Consider the following 16,510-nt stretch of genomic DNA (forward strand, 5'->3'; position numbering starts at 1 on the left):
CGACTATCGCCATAGGACCTCGCCATGCCTGAACTCAGCCTGCTGATCGTCGCCTACAACAGCCGTCCCGACCTCGAGCGCCTGCTCCCGAGCGTCTACGCCCAGGGCGTGGAGTGCGAGATCCTGGTGGTGGACAACAACCCCGCCGACGGCACCGGCGAGTGGCTGCGCCAGCACCACCCCGCCGTGCGCGTCGTGGTCAGTCCCAGAAACGGGGGCTACGCCGGGGGCAACAACTTCGGCATTCGCGAGGCGCGGGGGGAGTTCGTGCTGGTGCTCAACCCCGACACCGTGCTGCACCCGGGAGCCCTGCGAACGCTGCTCGAGGCCGCCCGCGCCCACCCCGACGCCCTGATCGGGGCCAAGCTGCTCAACCCCGACGGCACGGTGAACGCGGTGGGCAACCACATGCACTACTGCGGCATCACCACCTGCCGGGGCCTGGGCGAGCCGGCTGGCCGCCACCGCGGCCTCGAGCCCGTCCCCCTGGTCTCGGGCGCGGCCTTCATCGCCGCCCGCCGGACCCTGCTGGGGCTGGGCGGCTTCGACGAGGACTACTGGATGTACCTCGAGGACGCCGACCTCTCGCTGCGGGCGCGGCTGCGCGGCCACCCCATCTACAGCGCCAACGACGCGCTGATCACCCACTACTACCGGCTGGGCATGAGCCCCCGCAAGTTCTACTACCTCGAGCGCAACCGCCTGCTCACGCTCTTGAAGGTCTACGAGGGCCGCACCCTGCGCCGCATCGCGCCCGCGCTGCTGCTCACCGAGCTGGCGACCTGGGCCTTCGCGCTGCTGAAGGGCTGGCCCTACCTCCGCGCCCGCTGGGAGGGCTATGGCTGGCTGTGGCAAAACCGCGCCGCCATCCGCGCCAAGCGGGCCGAGGTGCAGCGAAGCCGCAGCGTTGGTGACGCGGTGATCCTGCGCGACATGCTCACCAAGCTGCCCTTCGAGCAACTCACCGCTCCAAGGCTCGCGGGGTGGCTCGAGCGCCTGACCACCCCGCTGTACCGCATGGCCGCACCCCGGAGGACGGCGTGAGGCTTGCCCACGTCAGCGCCACCTTTCCGCCCTACTGGGCCGGGACCGGCAACGTGGCCTACCACAATGCCCGCCTCCTGTACGAGCGGGGGCACGCGGTGACGGTGTTCACCGCGGGGGAGGGGGGCGACATGGGCTTCCCCTTCGAGGTCGTGCGGCTGCCCGAGTTGCTGCGGCTGGGTAACGCGCCCTTCACGCCCGCCCTCGTCGGCAAGCTCCGGGGCTTCGACCTCATCCACCTGCACTACCCCTACATCTTCGGCGCCGAGCTCAGTGCGCTGGCCGCGCGGCTTTACCGCACGCCGATGGTGCTGACCTACCACAACCGCCTCGAGGAGAGCCACCGCCTCAAGCGCGCGCTCTTCCAGGGCTACAACCTCGGCGTCGAGCCGCTGGTCTTGCGCACCGCCCGGCGGCTGCTGGCGGTGCGGCGTGAGCACCTCAGCACCCTCTACCCGCACCTAGGCTCCGACCCCCGTCTGCAGGAACTGCCCAACGGGGTGGACGCGGGCCTCTTCACGCCGGGGGACCGCCTCGAGGCCCGCCGCCGCTACGGGGTGAGCGACGACGCGCCGCTGGCCCTCTTCGTGGGCGCCCTCGACCAGGCCCACCGCTTCAAGAACGTAGACGGCTTGATCCGCGCCTTCGCGCGGGTGCCCCTGCCCGAGGCCCGGTTGTGGATCGTGGGCGATGGGGGGCTCAGGCCCGAACTCGAGGCCCTCGCCCGGCGGCTGGGCCTGGGGGAGCGGGTGCAGTTTTTGGGCAAGCACCCTCCCAGCGCCCTGCCGCCCCTCTTCCGCGCCGCCGACGTGAGCGTGCTGCCCTCGACGGGGGTGGAATCCTTCGGGCTGGTGTTGCTGGAGTCGATGGCCTGCGGCACGCCGGTGATCGCCGCCGCGCTACCGGGGGTGCGCACGCTGGTGGAGGAGGGCGTGGACGGCCACCTGGCCGCGGTGGGTGACGAGGCCGACCTGGCGCGGCTGCTCGAGCTGCGGCTGCGGGGTCGCGACCAGGCCGAAGCCATGGGCCGCAAAGCTCGCGAGAAGGTGCTGCGCGAGTACGACTGGGGCGTGATCGCCGGACGGCTGGAGGAAACCTACCGCTCGGTGCTGCGTGAGGCGGGAGCCCGCAGCGCCGCCTTGTGAGTATGGAACTGGACCTTCGTGTCGAAGCGCTCCCCGGCTTCCCCGACCTCGACGGCGCGCACGAGCTGGCCTGGGGTTACCTGCTCGACCGGGTCTTCTCCGACGCCTACCACAGCGGGGTGGGCTCCTTGAGCCTTGTGCTGCCGCACCCCGCCCTGGAGGAGTGGGCCCGCTGGCGGGCCGAACAGACCCCGGCCAAAGGCGGGCGCAGCGGCTTCGCCGCGCTGGACGGCTCGAGGCCCCAGAGCGCCGAGCGGATATATGCCCTGCGCTTTGGCCTTCTGGCCCCGGCTGCGCTGCGCAGCCGTACGCCCGCGGGGGCGATCCCGCGGGTGGAGTCGCGCCTGTTCGTCTACACCTTGCCCGCGCTCTTGGCCAGCCTGCCCATGCGCCTGAACGCCCCGCGCCTGCGGGACGTGGGTTGGCTGGGGATGCGCCGCCACTTCGTGAGCGAGAAGCCGGTGGCGGCCTACTACTGTCTCGAGATCGGGGGTGGGGCGTGAGTGCGCCACCCACCGCCAGCCGCATCGCCCAGGCCCTGGTCAAGCTCGAGGCCTGGCTCCAGAGCATGCGCCAGCCCGGCGGCTACGCCGGTCCGGTGGCACACTGGTGGTCCAACCGTTTCCGCTACACCGGCCCCGGTCTGGACTGGCGCTACGAGGGCATCTTGGCGGGGTATGCGCTGCTGTTGAAAAAGACCGCTGAGGCCCGCTGGCGCGAGCGGCTCGAGCGCGCCGCCGCCGATCTCCTGGGGGGTCAGAACCCCGACGGCACCTACAAGGCCTCGCGCTTCGAGCTCAACCCCGGCCCCCTGGGCACGCCCCACGAGGCCGCCGCCACGCTGGGGCTGCTGCTGGCCTTGAAGGGCTTGTCCGACCCTGCGGCAGCGCTCTGGGCCGCCAGGCGCAACCTCGACGCGCTCGTCTCCCGGCTGTACCTGCCGGAGGAGAAGGCCTTCCGCGACCGGGTGCCCAACAAGCTCTGCACCCTGGCTCAGGCCCTGCTGGCCTACGCCGAGGTCAGCGGGGAGGAGCCCTACCTCGAGTACGCCCGCCATGCGCTCGAGCAGGCCCTGCGCTACCAGGTGCGCAAGGGCTTTTTGAAGGGGGCCATCCACCAGTACGCCCCCACGCCCGAGGCCGGCGACGGGCGCTTTTTCCCCTATTACCAAGCCCGCTGCATCCCCCCGCTGGCTGAGGGGGCGCGGGTGCTGGGCGAGGGCCGTTACCTCGAGGCCGCCCACGAGGTGCTCGAGTTCCTCGAGCGCACCCGCGAGGGCGTCAACTGGCCCACGGTGCTCTACCCCAGGGGGCGGCGCGGCGAGCGGCGCTTCCTGGCCGGCGTGGCCGATGTGCTGCTGGCCTACCACCGGCTGGGCCGACCCCTGCCGCTCGAGCCCCTGGAGGCTCTGCTGGCCGCCCAATACCCCTCTGGTGGCTTCCCTACCTTCTCCATGGCCCGCCCCGACCACCGCGCCGCGGTGGCGGTGGCGGGGTGGAACGACAAGGTCTTCAGGCTGCTGGCCGAGCTGCTCCCCGGCGGGAGGCCGCTGCCCGCGGCCCAGGTGGCCCCAGCCGAGGTGGCGGTCTGGCTCGAGGGGCGACAGGCCAGGATGCTCGAGACCCCCCAGCTTTTGCGCTTCGAGCGCCGGGGCGCCACGCTTTATGAATGGGCTAAGCCTGAACCCTGGGCCAGGGTGCTGACCCTGCCGTTTGAACTGCGTTGAGGGCTGTTATCCCCTACGTTACGCCTGCGTTGCGGGTCCGGTCATCCCGAGGCGAGGCTCGGAGCACCTCTTTGGAGCATTGTCGAGGGGCCGACAAATTTGACATAACGTCGCCTTTACGCCGCCGCGACTAGCATTGGGGGTAGCTTGGAGGGATTCATGCAGCAAGCGCCCGCTGTGGCCACGCTAAGGCAGCCCACCTTGCCGCCCTTCACGGCGCTGGTGGCGGCCTGGGGTGAGGGGCCGCGAATCGAGGCCCACATTCAAAGCTTCAAGGCCATGCGCTGGCCGGGGGCCGAGTTGATCGTGGTGGCCGGGGGTAAGGACGACACCTACCTCCGGGCCAAGGCCCTCGAGGGCGAGGGGGTACGGGTGCTCGAGCAGAAGCCCGGCATGGGCAAGCAGCGCTCGTTGCGTGAGGCCTTGAAGCACGCCCGCCACGACCTGATCTTCCTCACCGACGCCGACTGCCTCTTCGAGCGCGAGGTGCTGCAGCGGCTCTTCGCGCCCATCCTCGAGGGGCGCTACCAGGCCGTCACCGGGGGCTCCAAACCCCTGCCCGCGCAGGCGGGCAACCCCCTGGCCGACTACGAGCGCGCCCGCGAGGTCACCTTCTTCGCCAACCACCCCGCCCAGAGCGAGGGCCTCTTAGGCCGCAACGCCGCCCTCACCCGCCGCGCGCTCGAGCAGGCCGGGAGCTTCGCCGAGGACGTTTCCACCGGCACCGACTACCACCTGGCCAAGAAGCTGCGCGAGGCGGGCTATGCCATCGGCTTCGTGCGCGAGAGCCTCATCGCCAGCGAGTACCCCGCTACGGCCCAAAGCTACCTCCAGCGCCGGCGCCGCTGGGTAAAAAACCTGCTGGTGCACGACCGGCAGAAGAACCGCCCGGCCCTGATCTGGGGCGCGGCCTTCGCCCTGCTGATACTGCTGGCGCCGCTGGGGCTGCTGCTGCCCAAGCCGCTGGGCTGGCTGCTGCTGCTGCCCGCGCTGATGGCCCTGGGCGCGCGCTACCGCGACATGCTGCGGGGGGGTGCTGGCCTGAAGACGTTGCTGCTGGTGCCCTATTTCACCGTACTCGACCAGATTGGCCTGCTGGGCGCGTTGTGGGACTACTGCAACCCCGAGCGCCGCAGGAAGTGGTAGGAGACCTATTCTTATGCGAAAGCCCAAGTACGTCATGATCAGCTCCGAGGTTCGCCGCGACCTCGAGCAGCCCCTCGAGCACTTCAAGCGCCTGGAGATCTACCACCTCTACAACCGCGCCCCCTGGAACGACCTGCGCGAGGAGGACTTCCAGCAGCGCACCCGCCGCTTCGGCTCGCCGCTGTCGCTGTTTTTGCGCCTGCGGGAGATCAGGCCCGACATCATCCAGGGGCCTGAGCCCATGTCGGCGCTGATGTTTCCCTACCTCTGCGCCACCTTCCTCTACCTGCTGCTCAACCCCCACGTCAAGCTGGTCACGGCCAGCCTCGAGGCCATCCCGCTGGAGAAGAAGTACCCCTGGCCCATCCTCTGGCCCATGAAGCGGGTGCTGCCCCTGTGGTTCCGCCGGGCGATGGTGGTCTTCTACCTCGAGGGCGGGGCGAAGTACAACCTGGAGAAAAACGGCGCGCCGCCCGAGAAGATGGTCCACCACCTCTACGGCTCCTGGGGCGTCAACCTGCGCGAGTGCAGCCCCGAGGGCCCCAGGGTGAGCTACGCCAAGCCCTACCCGGTGATCCTCAACGTCGGGCGCATGGTGCCCCTGAAGGGGGCCCACGTGCTGATCGAGGCCTACAAGCGGCTGCGCGACCGCGGCCTTCAGGCCACGCTGGCCCTGGTGGGCGACGGTCCGGAGCGGGCTAAGCTCGAGGCCCAGGCCCGCTCCACCGGCTACGGCGAGGACATCATCTTCCACGGCACCGTCAAGAACGTCGAACTGCCCGATTATCTGCGCGCGGCCAGCGTCTTCGTGATGCCCAGCATCAGCGGCAAGATCTGGACCCAGCAGCTCTCCTCGGCCACTTGGCAGGCTATGGCCTGTGGCTTACCGGTGGTGGCCTCCGACATCGGGCGCATGGCCGAGTTCACCCCGCCCGAGGCCGGGATCCTGGTCCCCGAGAACGACCCCCAGGCCCTGAGCGACGCCCTCGCCCGGCTCATCGCCGACCCCGAGCTGTTGGAGCGCATGAGCCGGGGCGCGCTGGCCTACGCCCGCGCCCGCTTCGACGACGCGAAGAACATCGCCCGCGTAGAGGAGATCGTGCTCGAGCGCGCCGGCTTCACCACCCCTACCGCAGGGGACGATCCTCCTTCGGGAGGGCCTGCGGTCCTGCGCCAAGAGGTGTCCCCATGAGCAAGAGCAACCCCGCCCCCCCACCCAAGAGAGCTCGCCTGCAGGACGTGCGCATGATCGAGTTGCCCAAGATCCCCGACCCAAGGGGCAACCTCACCTTCATCGAGGGGGGCCGCCACGTGCCCTTCGAAATCCAGCGGGTCTTCTACCTCTACGACGTGCCCGGCGGCGAGAGCCGCGGCGGCCACGCGCTCAAGACCACCGAGCAGTTCCTCATCGCGGTCTCGGGCTCCTTTACGGTGGTGGTGGACTCCGGCGGCACCCGCCAGCGCTACTTCCTCAACCGCTCTTACTTCGGGCTCTACCTTCCCCCCATGATCTGGCGCGAGATCGAGGACTTCTCCTCGGGCGCGGTGTGTTTGGTGCTGGCCTCGAGGCCCTACGACGCGGGGGATTACTACCAGGACTACCAGGAATTCCTAGAGGCTTCGCGGCAGTTGCAGTGAGGGGGCTCAGGTGAAGATTCCCTACTTTGAATTGCAATCGGCTTACCAAGAACTCAAGCGTGAACTCGACGAGGCCGTGAGCCGGGTGGTGAGCAGCGGCTGGTACATCCTGGGTAGCGAAGTGGAGGCTTTCGAGCAGGAGTACGCCGCTTACGTCGGAGCCCGGCACTGCGTGGGCGTGGCCAACGGCCTGGACGCGCTCTACCTGGCGCTGCGGGCCATGGAGGTGGGACCGGGCGACGAGGTGATCGTGCCGTCGAACACCTACATCGCCACCTGGTTGGCGGTGTCCTACGTGGGCGCGACCCCGGTGCCGGTGGAGCCGGAGATGCTCAGCTACAACCTGGACCCCGCCCGCGTGGAGGCGGCCATCACCGAGCGCACCAGGGTCATCCTGCCCGTGCACCTCTACGGTCAGCCCGCCGACCTCGACCCCTTGCTCCAGATCGCCCGCAGGCACGGGCTGTGGCTGCTGGAAGACGCTGCCCAGGCCCACGGCGCGCGCTACAAGGGCCGGCGCATCGGCGCCCACGGCGACGTGGTGGCCTGGAGCTTCTATCCCAACAAGAACCTGGGTGCCTTGGGCGACGGCGGGGCCGTCACCACCGATAACCCCGAGCTCGCCGAGCGCATCCGGCTGCTGCGCAACTACGGCTCGAGGGTCAAGTATGTCAACGAGGTCAAGGGCGTCAACTCCCGCCTCGACCCCATCCACGCCGCCGCCATGCGGGTCAAGCTCAAGTACCTCGACGAATGGAATGCGCGCCGCCGCGCCCTGGCCGCCTACTACCTCGAGGCCCTCCAGGACACCGGCCTCACCCTACCCCAGACCGCTCCCTACGCCGAACACGTCTGGCACATCTTCGCCGTGCTCTCCCCCGAGCGCGACGCGCTGCAAAAGCACCTGGCCGAGCGTGGCGTGGGCACCCTCATCCACTACCCCATCCCGCCCCACCTGCAGGAGGCTTACCGCGACCTGGGCTACCAGTCCGGCGACTTTCCCCTAAGCGAGCGCATCCACGCCCAAGAACTCTCCTTGCCGCTGGGACCGCAGCTCAGGCCGGAAGAGGCCGAGTACGTCGTCGAGGCGGTGCGCAGCTTCAGGGGGTCGTTGACGCTTTCTTGAGCCGGTCGTAGAACTTCTTGCGGAACTTGCCCACCTTGGGTGCGACCACGAAGGTGCAGTAGGGCTGGTAGGGGTTTCGCTTGAAGTACTCCTGGTGGTAGTCCTCGGCAGGATAGAAGGCCTCGAAGGGCTTCAACTCGGTCACGATGGGGTTATCCCAGATCTTGGCGGCCTCGAGCTCGGCCATCACGGCTTCGGCGGTGGCCTTCTGCTCGGGGGAGTGGTAGAAGATGACCGAGCGGTACTGCGGCCCGATGTCGTTGCCCTGGCGGTTGAGGGTGGTGGGGTCGTGGATGGTGAAGAAGACCTCGAGCAGCTCCCGATAGCTCACCACGGCGGGGTCGAAGGTCAGCTGCACCACCTCGGCGTGGCCGGTCTTCTTGCCGCAGACCTCCTCGTAGCTGGGGTTGACCACGTGCCCCCCGCTGTAGCCCGAGACCACGTCTACCACGCCCTTTAGCTCGTCATAGACGGCCTCGAGACACCAGAAACAGCCCCCGCCCAGCGTTGCCACCTCGTAGCGACTCATGGCCCCATCTTGAAACTTGGAGCCGCTTGGCTACGTAAGATAGCCGACCATTGCCCTGCGCCAAGGGTCGGGTGCCGCTGAGCTGCGTCAGGCGTTGCGCTCGCTCAGGAAGGCCTCGACTTCCAGGCGGGTGGGCAGCGAGCTCTGGGCTCCAGGCCGGGTCACGGCCAGCGCCCCGGCGGCGGACCCCAGGCGGATGGCCCGCTCCAGGCTCCTGCCCTCGCTAAGCGATACCGCCAGCGCCCCGATGAAGGCGTCCCCGGCGGCGGTGGCGTCCACCGCTTGCACCGCGAAGGCGCTTTGATGCCCCTCGCCCTCGGGGCTGGCCCAGACCGCGCCCTGCGCCCCAAGGGTCACGATCACCGTGGGGCAGTGCTGGCGAAGCTTGCGAGCGGCCTCGAGGCCGCTCGCGGGTGAATCCACCGCCAGCCCGGAATAGGCCTGAGCTTCACTCTCGTTGACTACCAGGACGTCAAAGAGGGCTAAGTCGGCGGGGGAGAGGGGCAGGGCGGGAGCGGCGTTGAGGATTACGCGGGCTCCGCTCTCGCGCCCGATTCGGGCGGCGCGGCGTACGGTCTCGAGGGGCACCTCGAGCTGCAACACCACCACTGCCGTGTGCTCAAACTCGATGGGGGAGAGATTTTCTGGCTTGAGGCGCGAGTTGGCCCCCGGCGAGACGATGATGGTATTCTGCCCCGCTTTATCCACGCTGATGAAGGCCACGCCGGTGGGGGCATTGATGCAGATGGTGGCGTTGACGTTGATGCCCTGGGCCTTGAGGTGGGTCTTGATGCGCTCGCCGAAGCCATCGTTGCCCACCCGCCCGATCATGCGCACCTTGCCGCCCATGCGCTGCGCAGCCACGGCCTGGTTGGCCCCCTTGCCGCCGAAGTAGCTCTCGTAGTCCGAGCCCAGCAGGGTTTCACCCGGCACGGGGTGGCGCATAACCTTCACCACCAGGTCCATGTTGAGGCTGCCGACGACGACGATGCCCATAGCTGATAGCTTACCCGGTGTCAGTATTTCAGGGCCGGCCATTGGGCCGGCCCTACCGAATACTTTGGGAAAGCAACGAGGGAGGTTGGCCTCCCCCGCTTGAAGGAAAAACCAAGGTTACTGGAACCTTATTTCTTCACCTTCTCCTTGAGCGCCTTGCCGGGCTTGAAGGCCGGATACTTGGAGGCGGGGATTTTGATCTTCTGGGTGGTGCCGGGCTTCACGCCGGTGCGAGCCTTGCGGGAGCGCACCTCGAAGGTGCCGAAGCCGGTGAGCTGGACCTTGTGGCCACTGCTCAGCGCAGCTTCCACCTTGGACAAGAAGGCGTCCACGGCAGCCTTAGCGTCTTTCTTCTTCAGGCCAGAGGCCGCAGCGACTTGGTCGATCAGATCGGCTTTGGTCTTGGTGGTCTTCTTCGCCATGCATTACCTCCTTTAGTTTTCCCTTCAGGACGGAGTGTAGCACACCATGAGAGAGAAATGCAAGCATCTGATGGGGCTTCCCGGCTCTTATGTTAAGAGCGAACGGACTCCGAATTGCCCATGCCTACGTACTCAGGCGGTAGAAGTGCCGCAACCATGGCCTCGAGCTGACGTGTAACCTCCTCCAACCCCTGGTGATCAAGCTTCTTGTCGGGCAGTGTGATGGGATCGCCAAAAATCACCGTTATGTTTTTACGCAAACGCGGAGCGCTGCCCACGGGCCAGGCTTTATCGCTGCCGATGATGGCTACCGGGACGACCCTGGCTCCGGTTCGCATGGCGATGGAGGCTGCCCCCGTCTTGAAGGGCTCGAGCCTGCCCGTGCGGCTGCGATGGCCTTCGGGGAAAATGCCAAAAGCCAGGCCCGCCTTCAAGGCCCGGATGGCCGCCTTGATCGCGCCCAGGTCGCTGCTGCCACGCTCGACCGGGATGGCGTAGAGCCGCGGCAGCAACCAGGAGAGCACCGGGTAACGAAAAAGGTCGGCCCGGGCGATGAAGGCCACGGGCCGCGGGCACACCGAGCCGACGGCGATGGGATCCAGGAAGGAAAGGTGGTTGGAGGCCAGGATGACAGGGCCATCTTTGGGCACCCGTTCCGCCCCCTCCACCCGCAGGCCGAACAGCACGCGCAGCAGGAAATAGGCCAATGCTTTGCAGATCGCGTAAATCATGCGATTAGATTACCGTGGAATGTGGGAGGCAGGGCGTCGATGGTCGATAGCCGAACGCCGAACGCCGGGCGCGGGCCGTACGTCCTGCGTCGTCGTACGTCGTACGCAAAGCGCACCTTTTTTACCCCCCTTAGCAAGGGGGACAGGGGGGATAAACCCTCCCCGGCGGCGGGGGGGGTTTACCACGAGCCACGGACCACGGGCCTCCCGATTACCGCTGACGGCTGAAAGCTGACCGCTTACGGCTTACGGTTTTCCCTCGTCGGCACCCGGAAGAGGATGAACCAGACGCCTGCTACGCCCAGGGCGAGGGCCAGGGCTCGAGCGGCCCAGGATTCAACGGCGACGCTGCTCAGGAGCACGGCGACCGAGCACATGGAGGCGGCAATGCGCTTGGCGCGCAGGGGCATGCCTTTGCCGGCGCGGTAGTCGCGCACCAGGGGGCCCACCTTCGGCAGGGCCAGCAGCCACTCGAGCCAGCGGCGGCTGCCGCGGGCGAAGCAGTAGGCGGCGATGATGAAGAACACCGTCGAGGGCATCACGGGCAGGAAGGCCCCGATGAAGCCCAGGGCGACGAAGAAAAAGCCCACCCCGATCCAGACCCAGCGGATCGGCTGGGCCAGGACGGCCTCGGCGGGCGGGGTGAGGGCGGGTTCGGGGGTGGACGCTTCGCGCTCGGGCATAGGCTCGCCTCAAAGTCTTCAACAGTCTACGGGCTCGAGGCTACGGCATTGGGGTGGAACAATTTGGGACGTTTGTCCCCCAAGTGCGGTGATTAGATGCCCCGGATGAGTCTTTCGCCCCAGTTTATCCGGGCCATCGGGCAAATCCTGGCCGTTTCCTATCCGTTGCTGGCGCTTTCAACCGGCGCACGGGGGGTATACCAACTCTGCTGCAAACCCGGTGTGAGCGATTACCTCGCTCCGACTATCACCACGGTGGCGGCGCTGTGCTACTTGTTGGCCACTTTGGGCTTTATAGTCCGCAAACCCGCGGCCTGGCGGCTGGCGGTGGGCTTGCTGAGCTTTGAGATCATGGGGGTACTGCTGGTGGGTAGCCTGACCCTGCTACAGCCCGGGGCGATCGGTCACACGGCCTGGTCTTACTTTGGCCGGGACTACGGCTTCTTGCCCCTGGTGCAGCCCATTCTCGGCCTGATCTGGCTGCTGTGGCGGGAGAACCGTCGGGCTTACGGGGTCTAGAACTGCCCCCGCACCCACGGAGCCACGTCTGCCAGAGAACCCATGGGCGGTACGGTGGAAGCTCGGGGGCCCAGCACGAGCAGGGGTACTGGGTTGCGGGTGTGTGAGGGGTGCCAGGGTTCTTCGGCGTTGCCATGGTCGGCGGTGGTGAGCAAGGTGGCCTCGAGGCCGGCCTCGAGCCAGCCCCGCACGAAGCGGTCGAGTTCGGTAAAGCGCTCGTTCAGGCGCTCGGGCTCGCGGTGGGCCGAGTAGTCGAGGGACCAGTTCTCCAAAAGCACCAGGTCGTGTTCCAGCGCCATTGCCGCGAAGCGCTCGCCGGAGCGCTCGGGATCGGGCCAGAAGGCCGGGGGCACGGCCCTGGGGTCGCCCAGGGGTAAGAGCTCGAGGCCCGCCGCCGCCGCCGCGAAGGCGAAGGCCGAGAACATATTGCGCCTAGAGGCCCGCAGGCGCTCGAGGTACTCCTGGCGATAGCCGTTGGCGTGCAGCACCCTCAGCCTCTGGCGCGCGGCCCACACCTGTAGGCTTTGCTCGCGCAGCAGCTCCTGCAGCCGCCGGCCCGGATGCGGCCCCTGATGGTAGCCCAGCAGGGCGCTGGCGTTGGTGCCGGTGAGCAGCGTGGTCTGTCCGGTTGCCGATTGCGGCAGGCCTTCGAAGCCCAGATTGGCGTCGAGGACGCGGTAGGCCACGCCGGGTGCGTCGCGGGCGGCGGGGGAGAAGTCGCCCGTCAGGGCACGCAGGGTGGGCAGTTCCAACTGCCGCAGCGGGCTGCGGGGGTCGGCGGAGAGCCCCAACCCGTCGACGAAGAGAAAGGCGAACACCCCTCGAGTCTACCGGGACTCGAGGGGTATGGGCCTTGAGCGACTAGGCTACCGGGGTCACGGCCGCCGTATCTTCCTCGCCGGTGCGGATGCGATAGACCTTCTCGACGGGGAGCACGAAGATCTTGCCATCGCCTACTTCGCCGGTGCGGGCTGCGCTCATGATCGCCCGCACGGTGGGGGCTACGAAGGAGTCGGACACCCCGATCTCGAAGCGCACCTTCTCGTGCAGCTCCACCTTGACGGTGGTGCCCCGGTAAGTCTGCACCTCGTCGGTTTCACCGCCGTGACCCTGCACGCGGGAGATGGTCAGGCCCCGTACCTCGGCCTTGTAGAGGGCCTCGAGCACGTCGTTGACTTTTTCCGGACGAACAATCGCCACTACCAGTTTCATCCTCAACCCCCTTAGCCCTTGGCCGCGGCGGGCTTGCCCCTAGGCTCGCCGGACTCCAGCACCAGAATGGCGCCCTCGCCGCTGGTGTAGCCTTCTTCGCCGTGCTGGGTGACGTCCATCCCCGTAGCTTCGTCCTTGGCGCTGGCCCTGAGGGGGGTGATCACCCCGACCAACTTGAGCAGGATGAAGGTCATCAGAGCGCTGTACCCCACCGCGATCAGCACCGCGAAGGCCTGGATCAGCACCTGCTGGGGGTTACCCGCGAGCAGGCCGTTGAAGTAGCCCACTTCCACCCCGGCGATTACCTTCTGGCCGAATACTCCGGTCAGGATGGCGCCGGTCATGCCGCCGATGCCGTGACCCGCGAACACGTCCAGCGAGTCGTCGAGTCTGCTCCTGGCCCGCCACAGCATGACGAAGTAGCTGGGGAAGGCCCCGATGGCCCCCATCAGCAGGGCCGAGGTAGCCGAGACATAGCCTGCTGCCGGGGTGATGACCACCAGGCCCACCACGATGGCCGTTGCCACGCCGACTGCCGTCACCTTGCCCGTGCGGGTGAGGTCTAGCAGAGCCCACATCACCAGCGTGGCTGCCGGCGCCAGCATGGTGTTGACGAAGGCGATGGAAGCGCTCTGGCTCGCGCCCCAGGCGCTTCCGGCGTTGAAGCCGAACCAGCCGAACCACAGCAGCGCAGCCCCCAGCAGGACGAAGGGTACGTTGTGAGGCAGGATAGCCTGGCGTCCGAAGTCCTTGCGGCTCCCCAGCACCAGCGCCGCCACTAGGCCCGATATGCCCGCGTTGATGTGCACCACCGTGCCACCGGCGAAGTCCCAAGCGCCCAGGTCGGCCAGGAAGCCGCCACCCCACACCCACTTGGCCAGCGGGGCGTAGACCGCCACGCTCCACAGGGTCATGAAGAGCAAGTAGGCCGGAAAGCGCATGCGCTCGACGATGGAACCTGAGACCAGCGCTGCCGTGATGATGCAGAAAGTGCCCTGGAAGGCCATCCACAACAGGTGGGGGATGGTGATGGCAGCCACCGCGCCCTTGTTCTCCAGGCTCACCCCGTGCAGAAAAGCGAAGTGCAGATCACCGATGAAGTTGTTGCCGCCCGGGCTCAGCGCGATCGAGTAGCCCACCAGCGCCCAGGCCACCCCTACGAAGCCCAGCGCCACGAAGCTCATCATCATAGTGTTGAGCGCGCTCTTGGAACGCACCAGGCCGCCGTAGAAGAAGGCCAAAGCCGGCGTCATGAGCAGCACCAGGCCGGTAGCCACCAACATCCAGGCCGTGTCGGCGGCGGATAGCTCCGGATCCTGTGCCAGGGCGACCGAGCCCGCCCCTACCGCTAAAGCCCCCAATAAACGAAGCTTCTTCATCCCCTCACCTCCATGGCCCAAAGGCTAGCAGGAGATGTGCAAATTGTCAATCTTTTTTGTATCAATATACCAAATTAGCATTAAGTTGCAGTGATTTATTCCCCAAATTTTGGCAATATGTCACTATATTTTTGGACAGATGTGCGGTAATTTGTGTACACAACCACTTAACCTAGGCGTTGGTATACCTGTGGGGTCATGGGCTTTGTGGATCGATACTTCTGTCACTGCACAACCCCAAGGCGGGTGCGTAAACTGAGGCTGGCATGACCGAGCGGCAGCGCACCCTGTTGCATCTGTTGGTGGAGAGCTACATCCAGGGCCAGGCCCCGGTGCCCTCGGGCATCTTGGCTGAGCGGCTCGGGCTCTCCCCGGCGATGGTGCGCTACGAGCTGATCGAGCTCGAGGAAGCTGGTTACATCGCCAAGCCCCACGCCTCGGCGGGGCGGGTGCCCACCCGGCAGGGCTTCCGCCACTACGCCCTCTCCAAGCTGCCGCCCGAGCTGTTGCCCCAGGCCACCCTCGAGCGGTTGGCGCTGATAATGAGCGGCGCCGGTGAGCGGCGCGAGCTGTTGCTGGTGCAGGTGGCCTCGAGGCTCTCGGGCTACCCTGCCCTGCTGCGGCTGCGCCTGCAGCGTCCCTCACGCATCCGGCAGGTTCACCTGTCGTCGCTGGGTGGGGGTAAGGTGCTGGCGGTGGCGGTGCTCGAGGGAGGGCGCGTGCGGGAGGCGCGTCTGGACCTGAGCTTCGCTCCCAGCGAGGCTCAGCTCGCCGAGGCCGAAGGTCGCCTACGGGGACAGGTGGTGCTCGAGCCCCGCTCGGGCGACACCCCCGCCATGCGCGAGCTTTTCGAAGCCCTCAAGCGGGCCTTTACCCAGGACGAACTGACGGAGTACCGCGAGGGGATGGGGTTGTTGCTGGGAGAACCCGAAGCCATGGATCCGGTGTTCCTGCGCCACGCCCTCGAGCTCTTCGAGGCTCCGGGCAATGAGCCCCTCACCCCGCCGGGGGGCCTCAACGTGCGGGTGGGCGAGATCGAGGGGGTTTCGCTGGTGCAGGCTGGGGTGGCGCTGGGAGAGGCGGTGGGAGAGCTCTCCTTGCTGGGACCCCTGCGCATGCGCTACCCCCAGGCCCTTTCGGTGGCCTTCGGGCTGAGCCAGGTGTACATGGGTAAGGATCGTTATGCGAGTTGAAGTCCACTTCTTCGCCCTCTTCCGCGAGCAGGCCGGTACCCGCAAGACCACCCTCGAGCTCTCCGAGGGTGCGACGGTGCGCGACGCCCAGCGAGTTCTCGAGTCCCGCTTCCCCGGCCTTTCCCTTGCCCAGGGCCTGGCCGCCGTCAACCAGGAGTTGCGCCCACCTGAGCACCCCCTGGCCAACGGCGACGAACTGGCCTTCCTGCCCCCGGTGTCCGGGGGCAGCGCGGCAAATGTGCAGGGAACCCGCGACAGTTGGGGCCTCAGCGAAGCACCGCTGGAATTGCAACGCTGGGTGGATTGGGCCAGCGCCCCGCCTTATGGGGCGGTGGTGAGCTTTCTGGGCACCACCCGCAGCCCCAACAAGGGCCGGGAGGTGGCCTATCTGGAGTACGAAGCCTATGCTGGCATGGCCGAACGGGTCATGCAGCGGATCATCGCCGAGATGCGCGAGCGCTGGGTGCTGGGCCGGGTGGCGCTGTGGCACCGCACGGGGCGGGTGGATCCGGCGGAAGCCTCCATCCTGATCGTGGTTTCCTCGCCGCACCGCCTCGAGGGTTTTGAGGCCTGTCGCTACGCCATCGAACGGGTCAAGCAGATCCTGCCGGTGTGGAAGAAGGAATTCTCGCCCGACGGCTCGCACTGGGTCGAGGGCTTCGCCCCTGAGGGTCTGAAGCTCTAGGGGGCGCGATGACCGAGCTCACCCTCGTCGTGATTCGCCTGGCGCTCTGGCTCCTGCCCGCGCTGCTGGGTTACATGAGCATGCGGGCCTGGCGTGCGGGGCGCTCCCGGGTGGCCGCGGGGCTGGCGCTGGCCGGGTTGCTGTGCGGGGTGCTGGCCAAGCCCCTTCCCGTCGGGCTGGTGTTGCTGCTGATAGGGCTGCTGGCCGGTTGGGGCGGGGCTTTGAGGGGGGCTAATCGTTAATGATACTGGCTTTTGGGAGAGGCCGTGTCGGATTTGACCATTGCGAGGTCGAAACCCCGAATACACTGGGAGGATAAGTCGGGCTGTATCTCCT

20 protein-coding genes are annotated in these 16,510 nt (G+C 67.4%); 12 read left to right on the forward strand and 8 right to left on the reverse strand.

Translation table 11 applies throughout. The annotated features are described in order from the left end of the window. The first annotated feature begins 24 nt into the window (after positions 1–24). From B047_RS0100340 to B047_RS0100375, 8 genes are all read left to right on the forward strand, one after another. Positions 25–1,044: a glycosyltransferase family 2 protein gene (locus B047_RS0100340; RefSeq protein ID WP_018464970.1), complete on the forward strand. Its 1,020-nt coding sequence runs from the start codon at positions 25–27 to the stop codon at positions 1,042–1,044. Then, entirely contained in the window at positions 1,041–2,189 is a 1,149-nt protein-coding gene (locus tag B047_RS0100345) for a glycosyltransferase family 4 protein (RefSeq protein WP_018464971.1), read from the forward strand. Before B047_RS0100340 ends, B047_RS0100345 begins: the two co-directional genes overlap by 4 nt. A gap of 2 nt (positions 2,190–2,191) precedes the next feature. Continuing rightward, positions 2,192–2,692, forward strand: a complete 501-nt coding sequence (locus B047_RS0100350; protein WP_018464972.1) for a hypothetical protein — start codon at positions 2,192–2,194, stop codon at positions 2,690–2,692. After that, positions 2,689–3,915 carry a hypothetical protein gene (locus B047_RS0100355; protein ID WP_018464973.1) on the forward strand — a complete coding sequence of 409 codons (1,227 nt, stop codon included), beginning with the start codon at positions 2,689–2,691 and terminating at the stop codon, positions 3,913–3,915. Before B047_RS0100350 ends, B047_RS0100355 begins: the two co-directional genes overlap by 4 nt. Positions 3,916–4,074: 159 nt before the next feature. After that, positions 4,075–5,061, forward strand: coding sequence for a glycosyltransferase family 2 protein (locus B047_RS0100360; protein WP_018464974.1), 987 nt, complete (start codon positions 4,075–4,077; stop codon positions 5,059–5,061). Positions 5,062–5,074: 13 nt separating this feature from the next. Continuing rightward, the gene (locus B047_RS17100; protein WP_052605980.1) at positions 5,075–6,253 is read left to right on the forward strand and encodes a glycosyltransferase; all 1,179 of its coding nucleotides are present in this window, start codon (positions 5,075–5,077) and stop codon (positions 6,251–6,253) included. Next, complete coding sequence (locus B047_RS0100370; protein ID WP_018464975.1) at positions 6,250–6,699, forward strand: sugar 3,4-ketoisomerase; 450 nt, start codon at positions 6,250–6,252, stop codon at positions 6,697–6,699. The genes B047_RS17100 and B047_RS0100370 overlap by 4 nt, the downstream gene beginning before the upstream one ends. A 10-nt stretch (positions 6,700–6,709) precedes the next feature. Beyond that, positions 6,710–7,825, forward strand: coding sequence for a DegT/DnrJ/EryC1/StrS family aminotransferase (locus tag B047_RS0100375; protein WP_018464976.1), 1,116 nt, complete (start codon positions 6,710–6,712; stop codon positions 7,823–7,825). On the opposite strand, the gene msrA is transcribed toward B047_RS0100375, so the two are convergent. The 5 genes from msrA to B047_RS0100400 form a co-directional block, all read right to left on the reverse strand. Further along, the gene (gene msrA / locus B047_RS0100380; RefSeq protein WP_018464977.1) at positions 7,800–8,354 is read right to left on the reverse strand and encodes a peptide-methionine (S)-S-oxide reductase MsrA; all 555 of its coding nucleotides are present in this window, start codon (positions 8,352–8,354) and stop codon (positions 7,800–7,802) included. The two genes, B047_RS0100375 and msrA, sit on opposite strands and share 26 nt — an antisense overlap. An 87-nt stretch (positions 8,355–8,441) precedes the next feature. Beyond that, on the reverse strand, positions 8,442–9,350 hold the full coding sequence (rbsK, locus tag B047_RS0100385) for a ribokinase (protein WP_018464978.1): 909 nt from the start codon (positions 9,348–9,350) through the stop codon (positions 8,442–8,444). A 128-nt stretch (positions 9,351–9,478) separates the two neighbouring features. Beyond that, a complete protein-coding gene (locus B047_RS0100390; RefSeq protein ID WP_018464979.1) occupies positions 9,479–9,772 on the reverse strand; it encodes an HU family DNA-binding protein in 294 nt (97 codons plus the stop codon). A 92-nt stretch (positions 9,773–9,864) separates the two neighbouring features. Further along, positions 9,865–10,503: a lysophospholipid acyltransferase family protein gene (locus tag B047_RS0100395; RefSeq protein ID WP_018464980.1), complete on the reverse strand. Its 639-nt coding sequence runs from the start codon at positions 10,501–10,503 to the stop codon at positions 9,865–9,867. A 239-nt stretch (positions 10,504–10,742) separates the two neighbouring features. Continuing rightward, positions 10,743–11,186 carry a YbaN family protein gene (locus B047_RS0100400; RefSeq protein ID WP_018464981.1) on the reverse strand — a complete coding sequence of 148 codons (444 nt, stop codon included), beginning with the start codon at positions 11,184–11,186 and terminating at the stop codon, positions 10,743–10,745. Positions 11,187–11,291: 105 nt separating this feature from the next. Between B047_RS0100400 and B047_RS0100405 the strand changes: the two genes are divergently transcribed. Then, a complete protein-coding gene (locus tag B047_RS0100405; protein WP_026234442.1) occupies positions 11,292–11,705 on the forward strand; it encodes a hypothetical protein in 414 nt (137 codons plus the stop codon). On the opposite strand, the gene B047_RS0100410 is transcribed toward B047_RS0100405, so the two are convergent. The 3 genes from B047_RS0100410 to B047_RS0100420 are packed head-to-tail and all read right to left on the reverse strand — an operon-like array spanning position 11,702 to position 14,296. After that, the gene (locus tag B047_RS0100410) at positions 11,702–12,523 is read right to left on the reverse strand and encodes a hypothetical protein (RefSeq protein ID WP_018464983.1); all 822 of its coding nucleotides are present in this window, start codon (positions 12,521–12,523) and stop codon (positions 11,702–11,704) included. The genes B047_RS0100405 and B047_RS0100410 overlap by 4 nt on opposite strands. 43 nt (positions 12,524–12,566) lie before the next feature. Further along, positions 12,567–12,917, reverse strand: a complete 351-nt coding sequence (locus B047_RS0100415) for a P-II family nitrogen regulator (RefSeq protein ID WP_026234443.1) — start codon at positions 12,915–12,917, stop codon at positions 12,567–12,569. Positions 12,918–12,928: 11 nt separating this feature from the next. Then, positions 12,929–14,296 carry an ammonium transporter gene (locus tag B047_RS0100420; RefSeq protein WP_018464985.1) on the reverse strand — a complete coding sequence of 456 codons (1,368 nt, stop codon included), beginning with the start codon at positions 14,294–14,296 and terminating at the stop codon, positions 12,929–12,931. 266 nt (positions 14,297–14,562) lie between these two features. Between B047_RS0100420 and B047_RS0100425 the strand changes: the two genes are divergently transcribed. The 3 genes from B047_RS0100425 to B047_RS0100435 are packed head-to-tail and all read left to right on the forward strand — an operon-like array spanning position 14,563 to position 16,416. After that, a complete protein-coding gene (locus B047_RS0100425; RefSeq protein WP_018464986.1) occupies positions 14,563–15,489 on the forward strand; it encodes a hypothetical protein in 927 nt (308 codons plus the stop codon). After that, positions 15,479–16,174, forward strand: coding sequence for a molybdenum cofactor biosynthesis protein (locus B047_RS0100430; RefSeq protein WP_018464987.1), 696 nt, complete (start codon positions 15,479–15,481; stop codon positions 16,172–16,174). Before B047_RS0100425 ends, B047_RS0100430 begins: the two co-directional genes overlap by 11 nt. A gap of 8 nt (positions 16,175–16,182) precedes the next feature. After that, a complete protein-coding gene (locus B047_RS0100435; protein ID WP_018464988.1) occupies positions 16,183–16,416 on the forward strand; it encodes a hypothetical protein in 234 nt (77 codons plus the stop codon). Positions 16,417–16,510: the final 94 nt, after the last annotated feature.

It is taken from the genome of Calidithermus timidus DSM 17022, from assembly GCF_000373205.1.
GTDB classification, from domain to species: Bacteria; Deinococcota; Deinococci; order Deinococcales; family Thermaceae; genus Calidithermus; species Calidithermus timidus.

Coding starts and splice junctions, on each gene's coding strand:
- B047_RS0100395 (WP_018464980.1), bottom strand. CDS start 10,503: ATGATTTACGCGATCTGCAAAGCATTGGCCTATTTCCTGCTGCGCGTG.
- B047_RS0100350 (WP_018464972.1), top strand. CDS start 2,192: ATGGAACTGGACCTTCGTGTCGAAGCGCTCCCCGGCTTCCCCGACCTC.
- B047_RS0100415 (WP_026234443.1), bottom strand. CDS start 12,917: ATGAAACTGGTAGTGGCGATTGTTCGTCCGGAAAAAGTCAACGACGTG.
- B047_RS0100425 (WP_018464986.1), top strand. CDS start 14,563: ATGACCGAGCGGCAGCGCACCCTGTTGCATCTGTTGGTGGAGAGCTAC.
- B047_RS0100405 (WP_026234442.1), top strand. CDS start 11,292: ATGAGTCTTTCGCCCCAGTTTATCCGGGCCATCGGGCAAATCCTGGCC.
- B047_RS0100420 (WP_018464985.1), bottom strand. CDS start 14,296: ATGAAGAAGCTTCGTTTATTGGGGGCTTTAGCGGTAGGGGCGGGCTCG.
- B047_RS0100435 (WP_018464988.1), top strand. CDS start 16,183: ATGACCGAGCTCACCCTCGTCGTGATTCGCCTGGCGCTCTGGCTCCTG.
- B047_RS0100360 (WP_018464974.1), top strand. CDS start 4,075: ATGCAGCAAGCGCCCGCTGTGGCCACGCTAAGGCAGCCCACCTTGCCG.
- B047_RS0100430 (WP_018464987.1), top strand. CDS start 15,479: ATGCGAGTTGAAGTCCACTTCTTCGCCCTCTTCCGCGAGCAGGCCGGT.
- B047_RS17100 (WP_052605980.1), top strand. CDS start 5,075: ATGCGAAAGCCCAAGTACGTCATGATCAGCTCCGAGGTTCGCCGCGAC.
- B047_RS0100340 (WP_018464970.1), top strand. CDS start 25: ATGCCTGAACTCAGCCTGCTGATCGTCGCCTACAACAGCCGTCCCGAC.
- msrA (WP_018464977.1), bottom strand. CDS start 8,354: ATGAGTCGCTACGAGGTGGCAACGCTGGGCGGGGGCTGTTTCTGGTGT.
- B047_RS0100400 (WP_018464981.1), bottom strand. CDS start 11,186: ATGCCCGAGCGCGAAGCGTCCACCCCCGAACCCGCCCTCACCCCGCCC.
- rbsK (WP_018464978.1), bottom strand. CDS start 9,350: ATGGGCATCGTCGTCGTCGGCAGCCTCAACATGGACCTGGTGGTGAAG.
- B047_RS0100370 (WP_018464975.1), top strand. CDS start 6,250: ATGAGCAAGAGCAACCCCGCCCCCCCACCCAAGAGAGCTCGCCTGCAG.
- B047_RS0100390 (WP_018464979.1), bottom strand. CDS start 9,772: ATGGCGAAGAAGACCACCAAGACCAAAGCCGATCTGATCGACCAAGTC.